This window comes from Muricoccus nepalensis (assembly GCF_006438825.1).
GTDB lineage: Bacteria > Pseudomonadota > Alphaproteobacteria > Acetobacterales > Acetobacteraceae > Roseomonas > Roseomonas nepalensis.
The window spans coordinates 1-975 of the sequence record NZ_RCZP01000126.1; the positions used below are offsets into that span (position 1 = coordinate 1).

Sequence of the window (975 nt, forward strand, 5' to 3'; positions counted from 1 at the left end):
CGCGGCCGGTATCGGAGGCCGATCTGGCGATCATGCGGCGGATCGACGAGCTACATCTGCTCTACCCGTTTGCGGGTAGCCGGATGCTGCGCGATCTGCTCCGGCAGGACCGCGTGCAAGTCGGGCGGCGGCATGTCGCGACGCTGATGAAGCGGATGGGACTGGAGGCGATCTACCGGCGGCCGAATACCTCGAAGCCCGCGCCGGGACACAAGATCTATCCGTATCTGCTGCGCAAGCTGGCGGTGACGCGGCCGAACCAGGTGTGGGCGACGGACATCACGTACATCCCGATGGCGCGCGGCTTTGTCTATCTGGTCGCGATCGTCGACTGGTTCACCCGGCGGGTGCTGGCCTGGAGGGTCTCGATCTCGCTCGACACCGCATTCTGCATCGAGGCGCTGGAAGAAGCGCTGGCACGCTACGGCAAACCCACGATCTTCAACACCGATCAGGGTTCGCAATTTACCAGTACCGCCTTCACCGCCGTCCTCCACCGCGAGCAGATCGCCATCAGTATGGACGGCAAGGGCTGCTGGCGCGACAACGTGTTCGTTGAGCGCCTTTGGCGCTCGGTGAAATACGAGGAGGTATATCTGCACGCCTACGCATCGGTCCCCGAGGCCCGCGCCGGCATCGGCCGATACTTCGCATTTTATAATGGCATCCGGCCGCACTCAGCTCTTGGCGGCCGCACGCCCGACCAGATATACTTCGACCAGCCGCTTCTCGCAGCGGCATGATCAACCAGCGGCGATCCACTTATCCAAGCCGCGAGCCTGTGCAGACGACCGGAGCCACCTCTGTCAGTGTCGATGGCGGGGGTAAGACTTCTCCTCCAGAACGAACCAAGGGTGCGACCGTGAGAGTGAGGAACGGGATCAAGTGATCTTACGCGACCATCCGTTGCGCGCCGCGCTGTCGCAGGAAATGCACCTTCGGCGGCTACCGAGATTTGCTGCGCCGTACCGAATG

The 975-nt window shown here is 63.0% G+C and carries 1 protein-coding gene; it reads left to right on the forward strand.

Going from position 1 to position 975, the window contains the following annotated elements; genetic code table 11:
- Positions 1 to 743, forward strand: a 743-nt coding sequence (locus EAH89_RS30910; RefSeq protein ID WP_140888026.1) for an IS3 family transposase, incomplete at its 5' end; no start/stop codon positions are given.
- Positions 744 to 975: the final 232 nt, after the last annotated feature.